Origin of the sequence: Microbacterium paraoxydans, assembly GCF_900105335.1 — a bacterium.
GTDB classification, from domain to species: domain Bacteria; phylum Actinomycetota; class Actinomycetes; order Actinomycetales; family Microbacteriaceae; genus Microbacterium; species Microbacterium paraoxydans.
This window is the reverse complement of record NZ_LT629770.1, coordinates 2560532-2579703: the sequence shown is the minus strand read 5'-3', so window position 1 is coordinate 2579703 and position 19172 is coordinate 2560532. Positions and strand designations below refer to the sequence as shown.

Below are 19172 nucleotides of genomic sequence, written 5' to 3'. Positions count from 1 at the left end.
CCGGCGAAGCGGTCACGCCAGGGCGCGCTGCCACACACCCCGATGCGCGGTGACATAGTCGAGCACCGCCGCCCAGTGCGCCCCGTGACCCGTGCTGTACATGGTCCCCCACGGCTCGCGCCCCGCCTCCGCGGACGAGCGCAGCAGGTCGAGCATCGCCTGCGTGCGCCGGCGCATCATGTCCGGGAGCACCGCGCGCAGTTCCTCGTCGGCGCCGTATCCGTCGACGAACGCTGCGAGGTCGTCGGCGGAGCGCTCCGGGTCGCTGGTCGGATCCGGAAGCGCGAACGTCTGCGCGGAGAAGGCGAGGTCCCACGACCGGGTGCTCGGGGAGGCGCCGTCCCAGTCGATGAAGACCCAGCGGTCGCCGAGCATCAGATTCCACGGCGCCAGGTCGTTGTGGCAGATGAGCTCCTGCGCGGGCGCCGAGAGGGGTGGTTCCCAGATCGCGTCGGCAGCAGGGACGTACCGCGCCGAGACGTCATGGATCCAGCGGACCATGTCGCCCACGCGGCCGAGCTCGGCGGCGGAGAGCGGTGCGGCATCCATCGCGAGCGCGCCGGGGATGAACTCGATGATCTGCCGCCCCTGCGCGTCTCTGCCGAGCGGCTCGGGCGCATCCACTCCGCCGTCCCGCATCGCCCGCACGTAGGCGACGATGTGCGGGGTCGCGGCTGTCCACGCCTTGCGGACGGTGTCCCCGACCCGCACGACGGGTCCGCTCGCGTTGCCGCCCTCGAGGACTTCCTCCCGCATCCCCCGAGGCTATCGGAGGCGCCTGCAGCAGAGATCACTCCTCCGGGTGACGAGGGATACCTCCCCCGACGGACGCCGTCCGCGAGCCTCGCCAGCAGAGTGGAAGTATGACACGACGACACCTCCTCCCCGCCGCCGCCCTGCTCCTCGGCGGCACCCTGCTGCTCGGTGGATGCGCCGCCGTGGAGGGTCTCGTGCACAAGCAGTCGACCAGGACGTTCGACGACGCCGATGCCTTCCGCGCGGACGCGCCGATCGATGCGGACTGGGTTCCGGAAGACGCGACCGCCCTCACGCTGAGGACGTCGACCCTCGAGGACGCGGACGACGCCGTCCTCCTGCTGGCGAGCACGACAGCGCTGCCGGACGACTGCGTGGAGACGGAGCGGACCTCCGCCCCGACGTGGACCCTGGATGACGGCCCGTCCGCATACGAGGCGAAGACCGTCTTCGTCTGCGGCGACTGGAGCGTCATCCCGGCCGACGACGGCTGGTTCGGATGGACGCCGAACTCCCCTGAGGAGAAAGCCGCCGCCCGGGGCTGAGACCGCTCAGAGGTCGGCGAGCGCCGCGCGCGCCGCCTGCACGGCCTCGGCGGCGGCATCCTTCTTCTCCACGGCCGCGGTGCGCCGCTCCTCCGCGGCGGGACGGTCGCGCCCGACGCGGTCGGCTTCCTGATGCAGCTTCTCGATCTGCGCCTCCAGCTCGGCGATGCCGTCGGCCAGCTCCTCCGCGCGATCGCTCAGCGCCTGCATCACCTCGTCCTCCTTCGCGAGGGCCCGCTCCGCCGCCGCGAGGTCCTTCTCCGCAGCCGCCAGCTGACGCTCGGCATCCCGGCGTTTCCGACGCTCGTGCAGTTCGTCCGGAGGACGCGGGGGTTGGGGCTGCAGTGCGGGGAGCGTTCCGGCCACCGCGTCGCGGATGTCGTCCGCCGTGCCCGAAGGCTCCAATGCCCGCACGAGACGCCCCGAGGCCACGGCGGCCGCCGCGTCCGGGTCGAAGAATGCCGCGGAGATCGTCTGCTCGACCGCATCCCGCGTCGCCGCCGTCACTCGTTCGCCTCGGGAGCCCGCAAGGTCCGCGGCGGTCTCGGCGAGCCGCCGGGTCAGCGCGCGCCGCTCCCGGCCGAGCTTCGCCAACGCCGCGGCGTCCAGCTCCGCCTGCGCCTCGCGCAGCTCCGCCGCCAGCGCCAGGGCCTCCCCGAGCTGCGCGGCACGCTCCTGCGCGAAGACGTTGACGACCCAGGCAGCCACTGCCGGCTTGCGCAGCGCCTTCACCTCCGCGGCGAGCGCGCGATCGTCGAGGTCCTTCGCCCGTGCGTTCCGGGCGGTCGTGAACTCCTCGGGCGGCCCTGCGTACAGCGCCGCCGCGATGTCATCGAGGGTCGGAGCGGCCATGCGCCCACGATACGCGTCGGCCGGTGCCCGCTACGCGACCCGCGCTATTCGATCGCGAGGTAGTCCGCCGCATCCGAGGCCATGAGGATCTTGGTGCCGAACCCTCCCGCGCCGTTGCCGGGATAGAGGTAGAGCTGTCCTGCCGCCGTGCGGGCGACCAGGTCCGCACGACCGTCCCCGTTGTAGTCCGCGCCGCCGGTGACCTCGGTGAACTCCTGCCAGCCGGTCCCGGCCTGACGCCAGGTGCGCAGGCCGGACGCGCCGGTGTAGAGCCTCAGCACGCCATCACCGGCGACCCCGATGAGGTCACCCCGTCCGTCGCCGTCGAAGTCTCCGGCGACGAGGTAGTGGAAACCCTCCCAGCCGTTGCCCACGGTGACGTTCGGAGTGCGGAAGCCGCCGGCCCCGTTGCCGGGGAAGATCACGAGAGTCCCGGCCGGGGACACTCCGATGACGTCCTGCCGTCCGTCCCCGGTGAAGTCCGCACCGGAAGTGACGTGACGCATCCCGTACCAGCCGGCTCCCGGGGTGGTCGCTGCACGGAAGCCGCCGGCGCCGTTCCCGGCGTAGTACTCCAGGGCGCCGTCGGAGCGCGCCACGAGGATGTCCGCGTTGCCGTCTCCGTTGAAGTCCGAGTGCGTGATGTGCCGTCGTGAGTTCCCCCACCCGCCTCCGAACAGGGTGGTCGGTCCGGCGAGGCCGCTGCGGCCGTCCCCCGCTCGCAGTCTGAGATCCCCGTTGCCCGCGACGACGAGAAGATCGGCCTTACCGTTACCGGTGAAGTCGGCGGTGTCGATGCCCGCCGAGTCGCTCGCCCCGAGACCGGGGAAGAACAGCGGGATCGTCCCTCCCCGCGTGACGTTCGACAGGCAGGTGAATCCGTCGTTGATCTGGGAGTAGACCTTGCCGTTCAGCCACACCTCGAAATGCAGGTGGTACGCGGCGGAGTTGCCGGTGTTCCCGACGACGCCGATCTGCTGCCCGCGCAGAACCTTCGTCCCCGGTGCGTACCAGCCGGATGCCGCCATGTGGGCGTATCGGGTGACATAGCCGCCCGGGTGCTGCACATCGACGTAGTTGCCGTAGCCGCCGTTCGACGTGCGGCTCTTGATCACGCCGTCATACGCCGCCAGGATCGGCGTCCCGCCGTTCCGCGAGATGTCGATGCCGTCGTGCGCACGATAGTTGCCGAGGCAGCCGTCGCCGACCTTGGACTGGATGTTGCCCGAAGCCGGGTAGACCATGTAGCCGTCGGACGCCGCGCTCGCGGAACCGGTCGTGGTGAGGGCCGGCGTCAGCGATCCCAGCACGATCGCGAGCACGGCGACGATCCCGATGCGACCAAGACGCAAGCGGGACGTGCGCTTCATCTCGAAGTTCTCTCTTGCTCGGCGGCCCCAGGGGACGTGGTGTCCTCCGCGGTCACCGTACCAAGGCCAGGCGCTCCGCCCCGCGAACGCCACCCCCTTCGCCTCGTTCCGCGGGGTCTCACGTCGGTGATCGTGAGACCCCGCAGGGGTGTACCGTCAGCACCATGGGAAGACTCCGGTACGACGGGCACTCGGATCCGATCCTCGTCGAGGACGAGACGCTCGCGCATCTGAAGATCGTCATCGCCACCAAGCTGCGTCGTCAGGAGAGCTTCATGATGACCTGGCAGCCTCCCGAGGGCGGCATCGACCGGCGAGCGAGCGTCTGGATCCATCCCGCGATCCCCCTGCAGTTCGGCTTCGACGAGGCGGAGCCGCCGGCCGTGGACCCGCAACGCATCCAGGAGATCATGCAGGCACTCAACGCCACCGGCGACCTTCAGCTGGACCATCTCACCGGCCCGCGCTGACGCGCACCGACGTTCAGCACGGAAGGTCGCTGCCCTGGACACCGCTCTGATCCTCGTCCTCTTCCTGGTCATCCTCAGCCTCATCGTGGGAGCCGCCTTCCTGCGCGGCTGGGTGCGGCGCAGCGCATCGTCGGCCGGCGAGCGCGCGGGAGCCCGGTACACCGCCGCGCGGATGGAGGAGATCTTCGCCGACCTCGGAGCCACTCTCCTCGTCCACGCCTCCCCGACGGCCACGGCGGAGCTGCTGCGCGTGATCGTCGAGGAGCGAGGCAGGAGCTTCTCGCTACTCCCGGACGGCGCGCTGGGCGTCCGCTTCGTCGAACCGGACGACACCGTCGCGCGATTGGTTCCCGGCAGCGCGGGGACTCTCGTGCGCGTCGAGACCTTCCGCGAGTACCTCGGCTTCCCGCAGACCGCACCCCTCTGGCGGGAGCTGCGCGCCCTGGTGTCCGCCGAGGCCGCGACCCGCGGGATCGAGGTGGCCGACGGGCCCGTCTCCCTGTTCGAGCGCGGGCCGGAGCTCGACGACCGCAACGCGCGCTGGTTCCGCCGGGTCTGATCGTCGCTCGCAGGGCCTGGAATTAGGGGTCACGATTCCCAGGTGACGCAATTAGGCTAGACGCGCGCCGCGCCCCGCAGGGACGGATGACGACCCGGTCGTGGCGCATGCCGGGGGCCTCCTCCCCCGAGCTTGCGATCCCGTCCACGAAACGAAGTCCGCTTCGTGTCGCGGACACGCCAGAAAGGCTTGAACCCATGAGCGATTCCTCGGGCACACCCCGCGACGACGAGCGGTCGCCGGACTTCTTCGATCAGCTGATCGAGACGGCTCCCCGCGACACGTCGTCCACGTCCACGTCGGCGTTCACCATCGGATTCCGCGGCTACGACAAGGGCGAGGTCGACGCCGCGCTCGCATCGATGCGCGCCCAGCTCCAGCAAGCCGCCGATGAGGTCGCCGAGGCGAAGGCCCGCGAGGCCGAATCGGTCGAAGCTCTCAAAGCCGAGGAGCGCGAGGCACGCGAGGCCCTGGAAGCCGAGCTCGCCGCCGCGAACGCCAAGGCCGCGGATGCCGAGCAGCAGGTGGCGACGCTCACCTCCGAGCTCGTCGACATGCCGCAGGCCGATGGGGAGGAAGCGCCCTCCCGCCAGCAGTTCGAGGCGATCCTGCGGGTGGCCGAGGAGCAGGCGAACGTCCTCATCCAGAACGCCGCCGTGCAGGCCGACCGCCTGATGACCTCGGCCCGCGAAGAGGTCGCCGCGCAGCGCGCCGAGGCCGAGGCGGATGCCGAGCGCATCATCTCCCAGGCTCAGCGCGACGCCGATCAGGTGCGGCTGAAGATGGAGACCGAGTACACGGCCCACGAGGCGCGCATCGAGCGCGAGGCCGCCCACGCCGCGGAGAAGGTCAGCCAGGCGTCCCAGGAGGCCACGGCGATCCGCACCGAGGCCGAGAAGGGCGCCGCCGCACTGCGCTCCCTCGTCACGCGTGAGACCACCCAGCTGCGGGCGGACGCCGAGCGCGAGGTGCGTGAGATGAACGCCCGCGTGCTGGAGTTCGAGGAGACCCTCACCCGTCGTCAGGACGACGCGCAGCAGGAGTTCCTCGTGCTGCACAATCAGGCGGTCGCACACGCCGAGCGCATCACGACCGACGCGAACGAGCAGGTCACCGCCTCACTGGAGCACGCCCAGCGCATCTCCGCGAAGGCCGACGGCTACGAGAAGCTCATGCGCTCGCAGGCACAGGCGATCGAGGCCGACGCGCAGGTCCGTGCCAGGGACATCCTCGAGCGCGCCCGCGTGAAGTCTCAGAAGATCGTCGACGCGGTGACCGGCCACACCTCCACCGTCCTCCGCGACGCCGAGGATCGTGCCCGTCAGCTGCGGTGGCAGCAGCAGCAGCTCACCAGCTTCATGGCCGAGGTGCGCGAGCTCATCCGCCCCGACGGCATCTTCAGCGACGACAACCTCCCCGCGGAGATCGCGCTGACGGAGGCCACGATCGACGAGGATGACGACGAGAACGAGGACGACGTCGTCGAGGCGTCCGTCGAGAGCTTCCGAGGCGACGAGGTCCTCGACGACGAGCTCGACGACGACCGTCCGCTGGAGAAGATCACGATCGACGTCATCGAGTCGGACGACTCGAAGCGCTGATCCGGCGCGGACACGACGAAGGGGCGAGCAGCTGTCTGCTCGCCCCTTCGTCGTATCGGTGAGGCTTCAGGCGCGGCGGAGCTGTGCGGCCGCCGGGCAGTCGAACGGGTCGCGCGCCGCCAGACCGACCCGGTTGAGGTAGGCGATGACGATCGCGTACGACTGTCCGAGGCTTGTCTCGGTGTAGGGGATGCTGTTCGCGGCGCAGTAGTCGCGCACGATGCCGCGCGCCTTCGACAGGTGCAGCCGCGACATGTTCGGGAACAGGTGGTGCTCCACCTGGTGGTTGAGGCCGCCCATCAGCCCCGTCACCCACCATCCGCCGCGGATGTTGCGCGACGTGCGCACCTGCTTCGAGAAGAAGTCGAGCTTCGCGTCGGGAGCGATGACCGGCATTCCCTTGTGGTTGGGGGCGAAGGATGCGCCCATGTAGACGCCGAAGACCGCGAGCTGCACACCCAGGAACGCGAAGGCCATGCCGACGGGAAGCAAGAGGAACAGCGGCACGAGGATGACGGCGAACCGGAGGACGATGAGACCGAGTTCGATCCAGCGCCCCTTCACGTTCTTCCTCGTCATCAGGTGCTTCAGACCGAGGTAGTGCAGGTTGAGCCCCTCGAGCGTCAGGAGGGGGAAGAAGAGCCACCCCTGCTTGCGCGTGATGAGCCGGACGATGCCACGCGACTGCGCCGCATCCTCCTCCAGGAAGGAGATGGTATCGACCTGGATGTCGGGGTCCTTGCCGACCTGGTTCGGGTTGCCGTGGTGCCGGGTGTGCTTGGAGTCCCACCAGTGATAGCTCATGCCGATGATGCCGGCGAGCACGCGGGCCAGGCGGAAGTTCGCCGGCCCCGTGGAGAGGATCTGACGGTGCGCCGCCTCATGGGCGAGGAAGGCGACCTGCGTGAAGACGATCCCGAGGGCGGCGGCGATGAGGAGCTGGAACCAGCTGTCACCGAGGAGGAGGAAGCCCGCGACGCAGCCGGCGAAGGCGACGACGAGGGCCGCGCCGATCAGTGTGTAGAACACAGGAGTGCGCTGCAGGAGCCCGGTCTCCTTCACGACCTGCTGCACATCGCGGTAGGCCCGGGTGAGCGGGGGGAACTCGGCGTTCCCGGCGTAGGTCTGACGAACCGGCCCGAGGGTGGCGGTGACGGTCGGGGAGGATGTGCGGGAGATGATGCTCTCCTGTCGATCGGGAGCCCTTGAGCTGAAGAAGCCAAGGGCGGTTGCCGATCGCTGTGGCCACACTAACCGCGCTCGCATACGCGAGGCGGCATACGACTCAGGCCCGCGCTCGACGCGGCCGCCGACCGCGCGTCCGAGGGAGGGCCGGTGATGCCGCCGGCCGGGCGGGCTGCTGCGCGGCGGCGAGCGCACGGAAGGCGTCGTCGAGCGACGGGAACGACCCGAGGTCGGTGCCGCGCTCGTCGCGCAGCCGGTGCGCGGATCCGTCGAACTCGACGAATCCGGCGAACTCACCGCTGCGGGTGGCGACGTGCACGTCGACGTCGGCCTGTTTCCAGGTGAGAGGGATGGAGGAAGGGACGGTGGTGGTACTCATGTTCATGCTCATTGCTGTGGGGCGGGCGCGCTCGCGCTCCGCACGTGAAGAGACCGAGGGCGGATTCCGCGCGCGTCGATGTGCGTGGTCCGTGGATGGCCCTGATCAGTGGCGACGAGGCGGCCGAGAGGGGGCGAAACGCACACGTTGCACGATCAGCTTAGCAGATCCACGAACCACGCGCCGAGAGCCTCAGCTGCCGGGCGGACGACCGCCGCCGCTTCCGGGCGCGGATCCGGCGCTCGGGGTGGTCGTCGTGTCGACGCCGACCACGAGGGTCGCGGTGTATCCGCCGGTGACGCTCCCCGTCGTCGTGGCGAGCTGCGACACCCCGCCGTCGTCGCCGAAGACGTTGTCGGAGGTCAGGGAGATTCGCGCCAGGTTGTCCGCCGATCCGGAGTACGCCGTCTCCGCATAGACCGCACGGCAGGCGTCCTCGGGCAGCGCGAGCTGGGACGTGGCGATCGCGTTCGACGCGTCGGTGATCGCGGTCGCATCCGGATAGACCTCGAAGTGAATGTGCGGCCAGCGCCCGGAGTAGCACCCGGGGAAGACGGAGGTGAAGGACACCTTCCCGTCGTCGTCGGCGACCTGCACCCCGCGCAGATAGGAGACGTCCTCGAGCCCGGACGAGTACAGGGAGTACTCCCCCTGCGCGTTGCAGTGCCACGCGTAGACCGCCACGCCGGCGAACGGCACCCCGCCGTTCGCCAGGTCGAGGATCTGGAGCTCGAAGGAGAGCGGGACGCCGTCGGCCGTGGCCCCGCCGTCGATGGACGAACGGATGTCCTGGCGGATGATCCCGGCCTCGTCGAGGACGTCCGGGCCGTTCGAGCCGTCGCCCGGGTAGGGGCCGGCGGTCTCGTCGGGGATCTCCGAGACCGCATCCGACGCCGTGCCGGTGGCGCTGGGCGTGGGGGTGGCGGTCGTCGACGATCCTGTGGCGGCGGGCGCGCAGGCGGCGAGAACGACAGCGCCGAGGCCGAGCCCGCCACCGATGAGGAGCCCGCGGCGGCTCATCAGCGTCCGGAGATCGAAGGCCACGCCCTGGTCGACCACCTCCTCGTCCGCGCGATCCAGCAGTCGTCCTTCGTACATGGGCCCCTGTGGCGTGGGGGTCGGTTCGGGGATGCGGCTCATGATGTGCTCCTCTCGAGCGTCGGCGGCGTTGCCCCCATGCTCGCGGGGCGATCAATCAGGGAGCTATGCGTGACCGATGAGAATTCTTCGGGAGGAGGGCAGAGCGGAGGATGCGGGGACATCGCTCCGCTCTGCAGCGCTGGCGCTCGAAGAACTCGGCGGACAACGCAGGGCCGGGGCGATGGGGGAATCGCTCGGACGGCCACGAAGACGGCCGGCACGCAGGGGACATGCGCGGCCGTGGCGCATCCAGTGCAGCACGCGACTTGGCACCTGTCAAGTTTTCCCCGGACACCTGTCCAGATCCGCCCACATGCCATAGCATTACCCGCACCGATCCCGACGGGGACGAGACCGGGGGCACAGCATGACGACGGCGACCAAGCGGGCCGAACGCGCAGGGGTGGACAGGTTCGCGCTCCGCCGACGAGCACTGGCCGAGGCAGCCCTGGAGGCGATCGCCGAGCGCGGGTTCGCCCGGACGGGGCTTCGCGAGATCGCCCAGCACTCAGAGCTCTCCCACGGTTCCCTCCATTACTACTTCACCGACAAGAACGATCTCATCGCGGAGGCGGTGCGGATCTCGAAGGGCGGACTCGGCGACCGCTACCTCGCCGTTCTGCAGAACGCGGAGACCGCGGAGGACCTCGCGGCAGGGGCCGCGGCGGAGCTCGCCCGGAGCGTGGAGCAGGACTCCCGGCTGCACCGGCTCTGGTACGACCTCCGCAATCAGTCCCTGTTCGAGTCGGGCTTCGGCGACACCATCGCGGAGGTGGAGGCCGACCTCCAGGAGGCGATCTGGCGGGTGGTCGAACGCTACTCCGAGCTGCGAGGACGGCCCTGCCGCTTCACACCGCTCTTCGCGTATGCGCTCACGGACGGCATGATGCAGCATGCTCTCATCCGTCACCTCCGCGGCGACACCGAGGCGATCGCCCGCCTGCGCACCGAATGCCTGGACCTCTTCGCCGCGAGCGTCTGACCGAGGCGCTCAGGCATCCGTCGCCCCGGCACCGCGAGGGATCGGCGGCCGCATCACGAGCACGACCACGATCGCGACCATCACCGCTGCCGTCAGCGCCACCGGCACGGGCACGAACGGGTCGAGCAGGACGAGCAGCGCCCCCACCGGGATGACGGTGTTGACGACCCTGTCGGCGTTGTCCCGGATGGCGACCCACCAGATGCCGATGAGGAACACCGCGATCGGCACGGACACCGTGAACGTGGCGGCCATCGGAGCGAGGTGGCTCTCCCCCGTCAGCACGTCCAGCTCCACCTCGATGCCGGCGGAGAAGGCGGCAGCCGCCGCGAACACGAAGTAGTGGGTGTAGCCGTAGCGCAGGGAACGGCCGAGGGTGGTGATGGACCGGTGGTGGGGCGGCCAGAAGTAGATCCACCACAGGGCCGCCGTCACGACGAATGCGAGGGCCGAGATCGCCAGGAGCGGCCCCAGGGCCTCGACCTCATCCACCGCGTCGATGATCGCGTTGGCAGAGGCGAGAAGGCTCTCACCGAGCACGATGAGGGTGAACAGACCGTAGCGCTCGGTGATGTGGTGCGGGTGCCACGGCGTCTGGTGGCGGCGCTCGGCGACCACCGGGACGGCGATCTCGATGAGGGCGAAGACGATGAAGGCCGCGAGCTGGACCGGCCCCGAGGGGACGAGCAGGAACAGGATCCACAGCACCTGCACGGCGGCGATGCCGCCGGCGTATCGCAGCGCGACGGAACGGAGCGGCCCCGCGGTCCGGGACGCGCGCAGCCACTGCGCGACCACGGCGACGCGCATCACGACGTAGCCGATCACCGGGAGTGTGAAGTCTCCCTCGTTGAAGGCCCCGGGGATCCCTGCGGCCAGGACGAGGACGCCCGCCATCTGGACGAAGGTGGCGATCCGGTACGGCCAGTCGTCGGTGTCGAAGGACGTGGCGAACCAGGTGAAGTTCATCCACGCCCACCAGATCGCGAAGAAGAGCATCGCATACGAGGTGATCCCGTGGAGGAAGTCGCCGTGACTCAGGGCGTGATGCAGCTGCGCCGACGCGATGCTCACCGCTACCACGAAGACGAGATCGAAGAAGAGCTCCAGCGGACTCGCGGCGCGGTGCGGCTGACCGGGGTCGCGCGGCCGCATGGGCTGCAGACGGAAGCGAGGAGTCGAAGTCGGGTGCGCAGTCACCGCGACAGACTAGCTCCCGGCTCCCTCTCCCCGGGCGGTATGCCGGAACGGATCTCCCTCCGGCGCGGGATGCGCTTCCGTCCGGCGGCCGAATCCGCTACAGTGATGACCGTCTGCAGTGCCTGCTGCACGCCTCGTCGGTTTGGGACGACGAGGACACCTTCTCGATGTGGGATCGGGAAGCACCAGCAGGACCCGAGGGGTCGGGACGCAGACGTGTCCGTGAACGTGGGGTTCATGGTCTGGGGAAAACTGGGGAAACGATGGCGCACTGGGGTTATCTGCGTACATTCACGGCTCAAGGGGCCTCGGCATGACTTCCGTCGAGGATGCTCTGAGCATCGCTCGCACGGGTTTCACGCCGATCACGGCACCGCGAGCGACCGCGTCGGTGACGCCTGCGGCGAGCACGCCGCGTGTGTCGGCGACGCTCGAACGACGCCGCCAGTGGGAGCGTCGCTATCGGATGCGGCTGCGGATCACGGATGCGGCTGTCATCCTGATTGCGGTCGCACTGACGGCGACGGTCCAGCTGGTCTCCGGCGTCTCGGTGATCGAGGCCGTGCGCAACGCCGCATTGCTGGGTCTCGCCTGGTACCTGATGCTGTCGGCGCTCAACAGCCGAGCCGCCGCCATCTTCGGGTCCGGGGCCACGGAGTACCGTCGCGTCGCGCACGCGGCGGGACTCGCCTTCGGCATCACCGCCATCGCGGGCGTGCTCCTGGAGTGGGAAGGACTGCAGCCGCTGTTCTTCATCGCCCTCCCGGTCGGCATGCTCGGTCTCCTCTTCGCCCGCTGGACCTGGCGCCGCTGGCTGCAGCGGCAGCGCCTGTCCGGGCGGTTCGCGTCGAGGACACTGGTGGTCGGCGCCACCGAGGACGTCGAGTATGTGATCGACTCCCTGCAGAAGGGCGGGGAGAACGGCTATCACGTCGTGGGGACGACGCTGCTGGATCGCACTGCCGGCGCGCTCAGGATCGGGGAGAGCATCTACCCGGTCGTGGGCGATCTGGACACCGTCGCCGCGGCGGCGGCACAACTCGGGGCGGACACCATCATCGTGGCGAGCCGCCCCGAGGGGTCCCCCGACTTCGTCAAGCAGCTCAGCTGGCAGCTCGAGGGCACCGCCGCCGAGCTCGTCCTCTCCAGCCGCCTGACGGACGTCGCGGGCCCGCGCATCTCGCTGCGCCAGGTCGACGGCCTGCCGCTGATCCAGGTGAAGATCCCGACATACGAGGGCGGGGTCCACCTTCTCAAGCGCGCCCTCGATGTCGTCGTGGCCACCGTCGCGCTCATCCCGATCGCGCTGCTCACCCCCGTGCTCAGCGCACTCATCAAGCTCGACTCGCCCGGCCCGGTGTTCTTCTTCCAGGAGCGCGTGGGACGGGACGGCCGCCGGTTCAAGATGGTGAAGTTCCGCTCGATGCGCACCGACGCCGAGAAGCAGCTCGCGGCGCTCAAGGAGCAGAACGAGGGCGCCGGCCTGCTGTTCAAGATGAAGGACGACCCGCGCGTGACCCGCGTCGGGAAGGTGCTGCGCAAGCTGTCGCTGGACGAGCTCCCGCAGTTCTGGAACGTGCTCGTCGGCGACATGAGCGTCGTCGGCCCTCGTCCGCCGCTGCCCAGCGAGGTCACCGCCTACGACGGCACCGTGTTCCGCCGTCTCTACATCAAGCCCGGCATCACGGGCCTGTGGCAGGTCTCCGGACGCAGCGACCTCTCGTGGGACGAGAGCGTGCGGCTCGACCTGCGGTACGTGGAGAACTGGTCGGTCATGAACGATCTGCAGATCATGTGGCGCACCGCGAAGGTCATGGCGCAGCCGAGCGGGGCATACTGAGCGGATGAGCACTACGACACCCCTCACGATCGCGATGGTGGGGACCCGCGGCGTGCCTGCCGCGTACGGCGGGTTCGAGACGGCCATCGAGGAGGTCGGCCGCCGCCTGGCCGACCGCGGGCACGACGTCGTCGTGTACACCCGCGGTTCCGAGCACCGGGAGAAGGAGTACCTCGGCATGCGCGTGGTGCACCTCCCCGCCGTCCCCGTGAAGCAGGTCGAGACGCTCAGCCACACCGGGCTCTCGGCCCTGCACCTGCTCTTCCACCGCCGCCCCGACGCGACCTTCGTCTTCAACGCCGCGAACTCGCCGTTCCTGCCGCTGCTCCGGCTGCGCCGGGCGCCCGTCGCCCTGCACATGGACGGTCTCGAGTGGCGTCGCTCGAAGTGGGGGCCGCGCGGCAAGGCCTACTACCGCTGGGCCGAGCAGTTCGGCGTCCGCACCGCAGACGCGCTCATCGCCGATGCCCCCGGCATCTCCGACTACTACCGCCACCAGTTCGACGTCCCGACGGAGCTGATCCGTTATGGCGCGCCGATCCTCGACGAGCCGCCGACGCATCATCTGGCCGAGATGGAACTCGCCCCCGGCGGCTACCACCTCGTCGTCGCGCGGTTCGAGCCGGAGAACCATGTGCTCGAGATCGTCCGCGGCTACCGGGCCAGCGCCGCGCGCCTCCCGCTCGTGGTCGTCGGGTCCGCGCCGTACGCCGCCGGGTACATCCAGGAGATCCGGAACGCCGCCGAGGGCGACGAGCGCATCCGCCTCGTCGGCGGCGTCTACGACCAGGAGCTCCTCGACGCGCTCTACGCTCACGCCGCCACCTACCTGCACGGTCACTCCGTCGGCGGCACCAACCCGTCGCTCCTCCGCGCCATGGGAGCGGGCACGGCCGTGATCGGCTACGAGGTGCCCTTCAACCGCGAGGTCCTCGACGGCAACGGGTGGTTCTTCGCCGATGCGGACGACGTCGCCGCGCATGTGACCGCCGCCGAGGGCGATGCGGCCACGCGCGATGCGCATGCCGCAGCAGTGCAGGAGATCGCCCGGACACGATTCCGGTGGGACGACGTGGCCGACGAATACGAAGACCTCGCTCGCCGCCTCGCCGAGGGCTCCAGCGTCCATTCCTCCGCCCGGCGCGCACGCCGACGGAGCGCGGACTGGGCCCCCACCCCCGCGGACGCCGCCCGATGACCGCGAGGGAGAACCGTAAGACCGTCCTCCTGGTGCATCCCGGCGCGGAGATGTTCGGGTCCGACCGCATGCTCCTCGAGAGCGCGACCGGTCTCGTCGAGGCGGGCGCCCGCGTCGTGGTCGCCCTGCCGAGCACGGGTCTCCTCGTCGCGCCGCTGCGAGAGGCCGGCGCGGAGGTCGTCATCCTGCCGATGCTCGTGCTGCGCAAGGTCCTGCTCACCCCGCGGGGACTGCCGCGCCTCTTCCGCGACACGTTCCGCGGTCTCGGCTCCGCGTGGCGGCTGATCGGACGCCTCCGCCCCGACGCGGTCTACGTGTCGACCATCATCATTCCGCAGTGGCCTCTCATCGCCCGGCTCCGGGGCACGCGCGCGGTCAGCCACGTGCATGAGGCCGAGGCCTCCGGCAACACGCTGGTGAACCGGCTTCTCTATGCGCCGCACCTCGCCTCCGCCCGGACCCTGGTGAACAGTCGGTTCAGCCTGGACACGATCCGGCGCGCGCTCCCCGCCCTCGCCGACCGGACCCGCGTGGTCGCCAACGGCGTCGCATCACCCGAGCACCCGGCTCCGCCGCGCTCCCGCCTCGATGGTCCCCTCCGTGTGCTCTACGTGGGCCGGCTCTCGCCGCGGAAGGGCCCCGACCTCGTCATCGACGCCGCCGCCGCGCTTCAAGCGGCGGGCCGTCCGGTCGAGGTCACGCTGCTCGGCGCGGTCTTCGAGGGGTACGAGTGGTTCGAGCGCGATCTGCGCGCGCGCGCCGACGAGACCGGCGTCCCTGTCACCTTCGCCGGTTTCCACCCCGACATCTGGCCCTTCCTCGCCGAGGCCGACGTCCTGGTCGTGCCGTCCCGGGTGGACGAGCCGTTCGGCAACACGGCCGTCGAGGGCGTGCTCGGACTCCGCCCGGTCATCGCGAGCGACAGCAGCGGCCTGCGGGAGGCCGCGGGCGGATACGCCACTGCGCAACTGGTCGCTCCGGACGATGCTGACGCGATCGCGACCGCGCTCGAGGAGGTCCGCGAGCGCTGGGACGACCATGTGGCCGGCGTCACCGCGAGTCGGGACGAGGCCCTGCGTCGGCACGCTCCCGCGGTCTACCGCGCCGGCGTCACCGCAGGCGTCCTGGACTGACCCGCGAGGAGCGCCCGCGGATCACACCGATGCGCGGGTGTCGGCGGTCAGCCGCGCCCGGTTGCGCACGATGTAGATCGAGAACGGGATCAGCTGGCAGACCAGCAGCGCGAACGCGACCCCGATCAGCGGTCCGACGATGCCGAGGATCGGCGTGAGCACGAACGCGAGGACGATCCCGACCGCGGCCATGCTGAGCGTCGGGATCACCTGGAAACGGATCCCGGGCTTGTCCATGATGAACATGCCCAGTGGATACACGGCCGCCGTGAGCATGATCATGAGCCCGAACGCGAAGATCGTGGTCGGCCGCACCTCCAGCTCCCCCTGGGTGATGAATCCGAACAGCCACGGACCGACGAGCCACACCACGACCGTCGCGAGGGCGACCGCCGTGGCGAACAGGGCGGAGAGCAGGAAGGGCCCGCGGCGCAGGTCACCCTGGTGCCGCATCCGCGCGAAGTGCGGCCAGAGGGCGAGTCCACCGGCCATCACGAGACCGTTGAGCGCGAAGAACACCTGGCCGGCCACCCCGTACTCCGCGACGTCGGTCGGGCCGCCGAGCTGGGCGATCACATAGCGCTGCGACCCCACCGCGATGGGATAGGTCACCATCTGCGCCAGCATCGGCCAGCCGACATCCATGACCCGGACGCCGGGGAACCGTCGCGGCCGCAGCACCATGCGTGCGGCCTCGGGGATCAGCGGAGAGGTGGTGCGCGCCGTGATGAGCACGCCCAGGATCGAGACGATGAGAGACGCCGCGAAGGAGGCCATCGCCGCATAGGAGTGGAGGTCGTCGCCGCCGAACGTGAGGAGCAACCAGACGCCGGCAAGGGTGAGGGGCGAGATGAGACCCTGCAGCAGGATCACGATGTGGTTCTTTCGCTGCCCGAGCATGATCCGCGCCCAGATCCCGAGCGGGATCCCGAGGCAGAAGATTGTGACGCAGAAGAACGCCGCGAGCGACGCCCCGGGCTGCTGCCCGGCGTCACCGAAGATGAGCTCCCAGGCTCCGGTGGCGAGGAGCACGGTGTTGATCGCCATCGCGGAGGCGGCGAACAGCAGCAGCACACGCCCGACGGAGGTCAGCTGGTAGCGCAGCTTCTCGTCCGTCCGGACGTCGTCGCTCGTGGCCACGGCGTTCACGAGCACGGCGCCGCTGCCGAGATCGGTGAACGTCAGCAGCGACGGGATCGTGGTGAGCAGCGTATAGAGGGCGAAGCTGCCGACGCCCGCGTCCCCGATGATCATCCGTGTCGTGAGAACGCCGCAGACCAGCGCGATGACCATCGTCAGCGCGCGGGCGCCGACAGCGAGAAGAGAACCCATACCTAGATCGTCACCGCGGCAGGGCTCCCAGCGTCGCGCTGTTGCCGGGGAGTCGCGATACCGAGGCGATATCCGCGGGAACCGGCACTGCCACTGCGGCCTGCCGCTGCGCCTGCGCGGGGATCAGTGCGTATGTCGCGGACACCACGGAGGCTCCCTGCACGAACTGCGAGCGGCGGTCCTGGCCCGTCGCCGCCGTGAAGGCCGCGAGGGTGTCGGCCACCGCCGGATCCCGCGAGACGGATCCCTTCGACCACGCCGAGAACCACCGGGGTGTGCCCGGGGCGGTGCGGTGGTACAGGTTGCCGTTCACGCTCGACATCATCTGCGCACCCGTGAAGGTGGTCGAGTAGTCCTGCACGCAGACGAGGCAGTTGCCGGCGCTCTCCGCCATGACGTTGTTCGACATCACGGTGTTGCGCACGATCCATGGCGCCAGCGGCGCGTACCGCGTGCGTGGATCATGGCCGGCCGCGTTCGGGTCGGAGGCTCGGCGAGCGTCCTGACCGATGCTGACATTCCGGTTGGCATTGCCCACGAAGGTGTTGTTCCAGATCTTCACGTTCCCGGAGTTCAGGACGAAGAGTCCGAAATCGCCGTTGCGCGCGATGATGTTGTCCGCGACGACCGCCCGCTCGGAGAGTTCGACCATGACGCCGTGACCGGTGTTGCCGATCACGTCGTTGCCCGTGAAGACGATGTCGATCACCGACTCGTCGAACCAGGGACCACGCCCGGCGTTCCCGGTGAAGGCGCTGTCGGACACGGTCACGCCCCGCGTCCGGGTGACCTTGAACGCGCCGGATACCGGGGAGTGGTTGAAGCGCTCGGCGTTGTTGCCGACGGAGAGCATCTGCTTCACCTTCAAGCCGTCGGCCTGGCTGGCTCCACCGCCGAGAAGCCCGTTGCCGATCAACGAGACCCGCGTCAGCGTCGTCCGGGGCGCCCAGGAGTAGAAGCCGGTCGTCGAGTTGTCCCGGATGGTCACGTCGGCCAGGGTGATGTCGCTCGCCGCGGCGATGACCGTCCCCATCTGGGGCACGCTGGTGGCGTATCGCCGCACGCCGATGCCACGCACCTCGGATCCGGCGGAGCGGATCGAGAGCGCCTGAGTCAGAACGCTCGCCTCCACGGACTTGCCCGTGGGATCCGTGCCGATCACGAGCCGCTTCGCCCTGTCGTCGACGAAGAACGTCCCGGCGACCACCTGTGCCGCGGAACCGACCTCCCGGAGCTGCACGCCCGCGACCCACACCTGATCCGGATGCGCAGCCATGGGATACGCGGGATCGACGAAGCGCCACTCCGCCTGGGCGTTGTCGGGCGCGCCCTTCGTGTAGGTGGGGCTCGAGTCGAGCGCCGTCCCCCACCCGTCCACCGTCCAGGTGTTCCCTGCGGCCTTCCAGCCGGTGACGGCCTTCGCCCCGTCCATCCAGACCGCCTCGTTCGGAGCCGGCTGGATCGTGACCCGCTTCTGCGGCGGCACGATGACCTCTTCGTGGTAGGTCCCGCCCCGGAGCACGATGGTGCCTCCGTTCGGCACGAGCCGCAGCGCCGCCGCGATCGTGCGCACCGGCGCCTTCTGCGTGCCGGCGGCATTGTCGGATCCGCCCGGCGCCGCGTAGATCGCGGTCGCGGGAGCCGGGTACGACAGCGCGCCGGGGGCAGCAGCACCTGGCTTTCCGCGAACACCGGCCGGAGTCGCCGGCGGGGCGGGCGTGACCGGGTTCGTCGGGTTCGCCGGCGGAGCCGGAGCCGGGTTCGGTGCGGGCGCAGGGGTCGGCGTCGGAGTCGGCGTCGGAGTCGGTGCAGGAGTCGGTACAGGAGTCGGCGACGGCGCGGTGACCAGGAGGTCGTCGAGCGCCAGCGGAGCGGCTGCCTTCGCCCCGGACGAGGTGTACAGCGCGAAGCCGTAACCCCCCGCGGCGGTGATCCGGGCCGCCGAGGAATCGGTGTGCGTCACCTGCCACGCGGAGGGCTCGGCCGCCCCTGCCACCCAGGCCTTGGCCGCGAGCGTCACCGGGCTGGTCCCCGTCACATCAAGCGCGACGCGCAGCGACATGCCCTTCGTCACTGCGAACGGGAGTCGCCGCTCACTCAAGTTCTGCACCGTCGTGAGATCGGTCATCCGGACGACGGAGACGTAGGCGGAGCCGTCGGGGTGCACCCGCAGCCGCACGCCGTACGAGTCCTTGCCGACGATGCGGACGGCTTGGGCGAGGTACAGGGGGCCACCGACGGGGAGGGCGGGGACGGTCACCGTGTAACGGCTGGACACGTCCGCCGCGGACACCCCGGCCACGGTCGCCCGCGCCGTGATCCCGGGCTTCCGGCTGGCGAGCATCCCCCGCCCGTTCGTGACGCTCGACGTGCCCTCGACCACGCGCCAGGCGCCGACGGGAGCCGCGCCCCAGCCGGAGGCGACGGTGCGGTTCATGTCGTCCGAGAGCAGAGGCGCCGCAGACGTGGCTGCCGGCCGGACGGACGGTGAGGCGGCGACCGCCGCGGACGCCGGTGCGGCGACCAGCGCTCCGGAGAGCGCGACGGCGATGCCGAGGACGCCAGCGAGCATGCGATGGCGACGCCGCAGCGCGGCGGGCGCTACGGAAGACGAGGGACGAACAGGGAAC

The 19172-nt window shown here is 70.1% G+C and carries 17 protein-coding genes; 8 read left to right on the top strand and 9 right to left on the bottom strand.

What is annotated here, in order from left to right:
• Window positions 1–12: 12 nt before the first annotated feature.
• Window positions 13–756 carry a phosphotransferase gene (locus BLU02_RS12640; RefSeq protein WP_060921552.1) on the bottom strand — a complete coding sequence of 248 codons (744 nt, stop codon included), beginning with the start codon at window positions 754–756 and terminating at the stop codon, window positions 13–15.
• 107 nt (window positions 757–863) lie between these two features.
• Between BLU02_RS12640 and BLU02_RS12635 the strand changes: the two genes are divergently transcribed.
• The gene (locus BLU02_RS12635; protein ID WP_060921553.1) at window positions 864–1301 is read left to right on the top strand and encodes a hypothetical protein; all 438 of its coding nucleotides are present in this window, start codon (window positions 864–866) and stop codon (window positions 1299–1301) included.
• A 6-nt stretch (window positions 1302–1307) separates the two neighbouring features.
• Here the strand turns inward: BLU02_RS12635 and BLU02_RS12630 are convergent, their stop codons facing one another.
• Entirely contained in the window at window positions 1308–2153 is an 846-nt protein-coding gene (locus BLU02_RS12630; protein WP_060921554.1) for a hypothetical protein, read from the bottom strand.
• Between the two features lie 44 nt (window positions 2154–2197).
• Window positions 2198–3523, bottom strand: coding sequence for a VCBS repeat domain-containing M23 family metallopeptidase (locus tag BLU02_RS12625; RefSeq protein WP_060921555.1), 1326 nt, complete (start codon window positions 3521–3523; stop codon window positions 2198–2200).
• A gap of 164 nt (window positions 3524–3687) precedes the next feature.
• On the opposite strand from BLU02_RS12625, the gene BLU02_RS12620 reads away from it, so the two are divergent.
• From BLU02_RS12620 to BLU02_RS12610, 3 genes are all read left to right on the top strand, one after another.
• Window positions 3688–3993: a DUF7882 family protein gene (locus BLU02_RS12620; protein ID WP_060921556.1), complete on the top strand. Its 306-nt coding sequence runs from the start codon at window positions 3688–3690 to the stop codon at window positions 3991–3993.
• A gap of 85 nt (window positions 3994–4078) precedes the next feature.
• A complete protein-coding gene (locus BLU02_RS12615; protein WP_082749978.1) occupies window positions 4079–4552 on the top strand; it encodes a hypothetical protein in 474 nt (157 codons plus the stop codon).
• Window positions 4553–4749: 197 nt separating this feature from the next.
• On the top strand, window positions 4750–6153 hold the full coding sequence (locus tag BLU02_RS12610; RefSeq protein WP_060921558.1) for a coiled-coil domain-containing protein: 1404 nt from the start codon (window positions 4750–4752) through the stop codon (window positions 6151–6153).
• A gap of 66 nt (window positions 6154–6219) precedes the next feature.
• On the opposite strand, the gene BLU02_RS12605 is transcribed toward BLU02_RS12610, so the two are convergent.
• The 3 genes from BLU02_RS12605 to BLU02_RS12595 form a co-directional block, all read right to left on the bottom strand.
• Window positions 6220–7332, bottom strand: a complete 1113-nt coding sequence (locus tag BLU02_RS12605; RefSeq protein ID WP_060921571.1) for a fatty acid desaturase family protein — start codon at window positions 7330–7332, stop codon at window positions 6220–6222.
• A 106-nt stretch (window positions 7333–7438) separates the two neighbouring features.
• The gene (locus BLU02_RS12600; RefSeq protein WP_157547056.1) at window positions 7439–7717 is read right to left on the bottom strand and encodes a hypothetical protein; all 279 of its coding nucleotides are present in this window, start codon (window positions 7715–7717) and stop codon (window positions 7439–7441) included.
• Between the two features lie 192 nt (window positions 7718–7909).
• Entirely contained in the window at window positions 7910–8857 is a 948-nt protein-coding gene (locus tag BLU02_RS12595; RefSeq protein WP_060921560.1) for an intradiol ring-cleavage dioxygenase, read from the bottom strand.
• A gap of 367 nt (window positions 8858–9224) precedes the next feature.
• Between BLU02_RS12595 and BLU02_RS12590 the strand changes: the two genes are divergently transcribed.
• Window positions 9225–9839 carry a TetR/AcrR family transcriptional regulator gene (locus BLU02_RS12590; protein WP_060921561.1) on the top strand — a complete coding sequence of 205 codons (615 nt, stop codon included), beginning with the start codon at window positions 9225–9227 and terminating at the stop codon, window positions 9837–9839.
• A 9-nt stretch (window positions 9840–9848) separates the two neighbouring features.
• Here the strand turns inward: BLU02_RS12590 and BLU02_RS12585 are convergent, their stop codons facing one another.
• Window positions 9849–10994, bottom strand: coding sequence for a low temperature requirement protein A (locus BLU02_RS12585; protein WP_060921562.1), 1146 nt, complete (start codon window positions 10992–10994; stop codon window positions 9849–9851).
• Window positions 10995–11352: 358 nt separating this feature from the next.
• Between BLU02_RS12585 and BLU02_RS12580 the strand changes: the two genes are divergently transcribed.
• The 3 genes from BLU02_RS12580 to BLU02_RS12570 are packed head-to-tail and all read left to right on the top strand — an operon-like array spanning window position 11353 to window position 15210.
• Entirely contained in the window at window positions 11353–12879 is a 1527-nt protein-coding gene (locus tag BLU02_RS12580) for a sugar transferase (RefSeq protein ID WP_060921563.1), read from the top strand.
• A gap of 4 nt (window positions 12880–12883) precedes the next feature.
• On the top strand, window positions 12884–14077 hold the full coding sequence (locus BLU02_RS12575; RefSeq protein ID WP_060921564.1) for a DUF1972 domain-containing protein: 1194 nt from the start codon (window positions 12884–12886) through the stop codon (window positions 14075–14077).
• Window positions 14074–15210, top strand: a complete 1137-nt coding sequence (locus tag BLU02_RS12570; protein ID WP_060921565.1) for a glycosyltransferase — start codon at window positions 14074–14076, stop codon at window positions 15208–15210. Before BLU02_RS12575 ends, BLU02_RS12570 begins: the two co-directional genes overlap by 4 nt.
• Before the next feature lie 21 nt (window positions 15211–15231).
• Here the strand turns inward: BLU02_RS12570 and BLU02_RS12565 are convergent, their stop codons facing one another.
• A complete protein-coding gene (locus BLU02_RS12565; RefSeq protein ID WP_060921566.1) occupies window positions 15232–16542 on the bottom strand; it encodes an MATE family efflux transporter in 1311 nt (436 codons plus the stop codon).
• A 10-nt stretch (window positions 16543–16552) separates the two neighbouring features.
• The gene (locus BLU02_RS12560; protein WP_231919572.1) at window positions 16553–19114 is read right to left on the bottom strand and encodes a right-handed parallel beta-helix repeat-containing protein; all 2562 of its coding nucleotides are present in this window, start codon (window positions 19112–19114) and stop codon (window positions 16553–16555) included.
• Window positions 19115–19172: the final 58 nt, after the last annotated feature.